3 protein-coding genes are annotated in these 4,590 nt (G+C 59.6%); 2 read left to right on the top strand and 1 reads right to left on the bottom strand.

Features of this window, described 5'->3' with window-relative positions; all coding sequences use genetic code 11:
* Positions 1-1,991: S46 family peptidase (locus IT585_09820; protein MCC6963536.1), on the top strand; the 1,991-nt coding region annotated here is incomplete at its 5' end.
* On the opposite strand, the gene IT585_09815 is transcribed toward IT585_09820, so the two are convergent.
* Complete coding sequence (locus tag IT585_09815) at positions 1,988-2,473, bottom strand: tryptophan-rich sensory protein (protein MCC6963535.1); 486 nt, start codon at positions 2,471-2,473, stop codon at positions 1,988-1,990. The two genes, IT585_09820 and IT585_09815, sit on opposite strands and share 4 nt — an antisense overlap.
* Before the next feature lie 187 nt (positions 2,474-2,660).
* Between IT585_09815 and IT585_09810 the strand changes: the two genes are divergently transcribed.
* A partial coding sequence (locus IT585_09810) for an acetate--CoA ligase family protein (protein MCC6963534.1) occupies positions 2,661-4,590 on the top strand: 1,930 nt, incomplete at its 3' end.

Raw genomic sequence — 4,590 nt, 5'->3', positions numbered from 1 at the left:
TGGTGCAGGTGGGTGCGACCGGTTCGTTTGTCTCGCCGCAGGGGTTGATCCTGACCAATCATCATGTCGCCTTCGACGCGATTCAGCAGCAGAGCACGGTCGAGCAGAACTATCTGCGCGACGGTTTTTACGCCGCGACTTTGGCGGAAGAAATCCCGGCAATCGGCTACAAGATCAGCGTGACGCAGTCGATCGAGGATGTCACAACACAGGTGCTGGCGGATGTGAAGGAAGGGATTTCCGATTTCGAGCGTTACCGGGTGATCGATCTGGCGATCAAGAAGTTGGTGAAGCAGTGCGAAAGCAGCGACGACATCAAGTGCCGGGTGGCAAAGATGTTTGGCGGCAAGCAGTACATGCTCTACAAGTCTCTCGAACTGCGCGATATCCGCATCGTGTATGTGCCGCCGTACGCCATCGGCAATTACGGCGGCGACATCGACAACTGGATGTGGCCGCGGCACACGGGGGATTTCTCGTTCCTGCGCGCATACGTCGGGCCCGATGGCCGGGCGGCGGAATACGCTGAAGAAAACGTGCCCTATCAGTCACCGGTTTATCTGCCCGTCTCGGCGGCAGGAATTCGGGAAGGGGATTTCTGCATGACGCTCGGTTTCCCGGGCTACACCGAGCGCTACGCCAGTTCTTATGATATCGAGAATCAGTTGACGTTCGAGTATCCACGCTCGATCAAGGTGATGGAGGATAACCTGCAGATCATGAGCGAGGCCGGGCGCCGCGACTCGGCAATTGCGCTGCGGCTGGCCTCGGACGATGCGGGTATCAACAACACTTTGAAAAACAGCTATGGTACGCTGGAGGGGTTCAAGAAAGCGGACATTCTGAACAAGAAGCGCAACGACGAGCGGCAGTTGGCGGAGTTCCTCAAGACGAAGCCGGATCTGGAGCACCGCTATGGACATGTCCTGCCGGAACTGGACAGCCTGTACCAGACCAAGCGCGCGAATGATGAGAAGGATTTTGTCTTGTCGCGGCTCAACTGGTCGGCGGAGTACCTGGCCGTGGCCAGCCGGCTCTACAAGTGGTCGATCGAGCGGCAGAAGCCGGATCTGGAGCGCGAACGCGGCTATCAGGAGCGCGATACGACATCGACCCGGGAGTGGCTGGAGGATATGCAGATCAACCTGGTGCCGCAGGTGGACCGTGAAAAGATGGAATATGCCCTGCGCAAAGCGCTGGCGCTTCCAGAGGGTCAGCGGATCGCGGCGATCGACAAGGCCTTTGCCGGCATGTCGGACAGAGCGTTGGAGAAATATCTTGATGACGCCTTTACCCGCACCAAGCTGGGCGAAGTTGCGACGCGGCTCGAATTGCTGAAGGCCGACCAGAGTACTTTGGAGAAGCTGGATGATCCGTTTTTCCAACTGGCGATTGCGCTGCGTCCCGAAATGGATGAGCGGCTGCGGCAGAACAAAGAGTTTTCCGGCGCCTTGACACGGTTGTCACCGCAATTGATCCAGGCGTATGCCGAGTGGAAGAATGGCAGCATGTACCCGGATGCCAACGGCACGATGCGGCTCAGTTACGGCGAGGTCAAGGGCTATACGCCACGCGACGGCGAGCGGCATTTCTACCTGACGAGTCTGAGCGGCGTCCTGGCCAAGGAAACCGGTGTTGATCCCTTTATTGTGCCGGAGCAACTGAGTCAGTTCGGCCGGGCGAAGAAGCCCAGCCGCTATGCAGATCCGGTGATCAAGGATGTGCCGGTCAATTTCTTGACGACCAACGACATCACCGGCGGCAACTCCGGCAGTCCGGTGATCAACGGCCGAGGCGAGATGATCGGATTGGCGTTTGACGGCAACTGGGAGGGAGTGGCCTCAGACTATCTCTTCATTCCGGATGTGACGCGCACGATTGCGGTGGATATCCGCTACGTCCTCTTCCTGCTCGACGAGGTGTATCATCTCGACGGATTGCTGCGGGAGTTGACCGTCCATAAGGGCGGCGCCAGCAGCTCGCTGCGCTAGGATAAGCCGGCGACGCGGTTCAACTTCCAGATCGTATAAGTCAGTGCTGTGGCGAAGCTGACCCAGATCAAGTAGGGGAGCAGAAGGATGCCGGCAACCTTCTGCTTCCGCCAAAACGCGATCAGCGTGGCGAGAATCAGCAGCCAAAGGACGGCAATCTCGAAAAACGCGGCGCCGGGCGCGTGCAGTCCAAAGAAGATCCAGGTCCAGGCTCCGTTCAGCAACAGTTGCGCGATGAAAAGAGAGAGGGCGAGCCGGGCGCCTCGGAAGCCGTGCTGGCGCCAGACCAGCCATGCGGCGACGCCCATGGCGGCGTAGAGAAAGGTCCAGACCGGCCCGAAGAGATAGCCGGGCGGCGTCCAGGACGGTTTGCGCAACTGGAAGTACCATTCGTCGGGGCCGAAGCGGGCGCCGATCAGGGCCGGCAGAAAGCAGATGACGATCGAAACGATCAAGCCAGTGACCTGGTTTTTCGATTTCATGTCAGCTCGGTTTTCCATAGCGTCTTGTCCTCCGATTCAATGAAGAGCCGGACCAAAGGTAAGCCTTTCAGAGTGTGCCCGCAAGCTCTCGGAGCCCTCGCAGTCAAACAACCGAAGAAAGCACCGGCAGCGGATAGACATTTGTGTAAATTGTGACGGGTTCGAGTTTGGAGGCGAGGGAGAGAGTATGGGACCGCATAGATTAGATTCGATCTTCAAACCGCAGCGACTCGCCTTAATCGGCGTCACCACCAACCCCAATTCCGTCGGCGGTAAGGTCTTGAGCAATCTGGTCGGCGCCGGGTTCACGGGAGTCGTCTACCCGGTCAATCCGGCGACCGAGGCCGTGCTCGGCATCCACTGCTTTCCGGATATCCGGAGTCTGCCGCACAAGCCGGATCTGGCGGTGATCTGCACGGCGGCGCAACAGGTGCCGGGTTTGGTACGCGAATGCGGCGAGGCGGGAATCCGCGGGATGATCATCATGTCGGCGGGATTCAGGGAGTCCGGTGCCGAAGGCGCGGCGCTCGAAGAGCAGATCAAGGTCGAGGCGCGACGATTTCCGGAACTGCGGATCATCGGCCCCAATTGCCTGGGGATCATTGTGCCGTCGCTGCGGCTGAATGTCAGTTTCGCCGCCGGAATTCCGAAGCCGGGAAATGTGGCGTTCATCTCGCAATCGGGAGCGCTTTGTACCTCCGTGCTCGATTGGGCGATGGAGGGAAAGATTGGATTCTCCTTCTTTGTATCGATCGGCAACACCGTCGATGTCGGCTTCGGCGATTTGATCGATTACTTCGGCGAAGATGAAAACACGCGTTCCATCATTCTCTACATCGAATCGATCAATCGCGCGCGCCGCTTCATGACGGCAGCGCGGGCGTTCGCGCGCAGCAAGCCGATCCTTGCGTACAAGGCAGGTCGGTTTCCCGAGTCGGCGCAGGTGGCGGCTTCGCACACCGGAGCGATGGCCTCGGAAGATGCTGTCTACGACGCGGCCTTCCAGCGCATCGGTCTGACGCGAGTTTACGACATGGGGGAGATTTTCGACTGCGCCGAGCTGATCGGCCGCGGCAAGATTCCGCGCGGGCCGCAGTTGGGAATCATCACAAACGCCGGCGGACCGGGGGTAATGGCGACCGACGCGTTGATTGCCGCCAACGGCGAGTTGGCGCAGCTGTCTGCAGCGACAATGGCGAAACTGGACGAGAATCTTCCGGCGTTCTGGTCGCATCGTAATCCGGTTGACGTACTGGGTGATGCCAATTCCAAGCGGATCGAGAAGGCGATGCAGATCGTGCTCGATGACGCCGGCGTCGACGCCGTGCTGGTGATCCTGACTCCGCAGGCGATGACCAACCCTTCGGCCGCGGCCAAGGTGATCGGCAAACTCGCGGAGACAACCGCCAAGCCGATTCTGGCTGCGTTTCTAGGCGGGCAATCAATGCGCGAGGGACTGCAAATCCTGATCGACAAGGGCGTGGCCGCATACAAGACGCCGGAACAGGCGGTCGGAGCGTTTATGACCATGGTGGCTTACGCGCGCAACCTGGAACGGCTCTATGAAACGCCGGAGGATTTGCCGGTAGAGTTTACGCTCGACCGGCAGACGTTACGGGAGCAATATGTCACCAGGAATTTTCAGGGCGGTGCCATCCTCAGCGAGTCAGTATCCAAAGAACTGATCGAGGCCTATGGCATATCCGCAACGCTACCGTTTCTTGCGACGACGGCTGATGCGGCGGTGCGGATCGCGGGGCGGCTTGGATACCCGGTGGTCTTGAAGATTCACTCCGCGGACATCACGCACAAGAGCGATGTCGGCGGCGTGCAACTCGATCTGGCGGATGCCGGCATGGTGCGGACGGCCTTCGAACGCATCATAGCCAATGCCAGGCGGCTGCGGCCGCAGGCCGGCATCGAAGGCGTGACGGTGCAGCGCATGATCAGCGGCAAGGATGCGATCGAACTGATTCTGGGGATCAAGAAAGATGCGGTGTTTGGTACGGTGATGATGGTCGGGATGGGCGGGACCGCCGCCGAGCTACTTCAGGATCGCGCGCTCGGCTTTCCGCCGCTCAACGAACGGTTAGCGCGCCACATGCTCGAATCGCTCA

Source organism: Candidatus Zixiibacteriota bacterium (genome assembly GCA_020853795.1).
In the GTDB taxonomy this organism is placed as follows: Bacteria; Zixibacteria; MSB-5A5; order CAIYYT01; family CAIYYT01; genus JADJGC01.
Note: the sequence above shows the minus strand (reverse complement) of the source record. Positions and strands in the feature narration are given on the sequence as shown.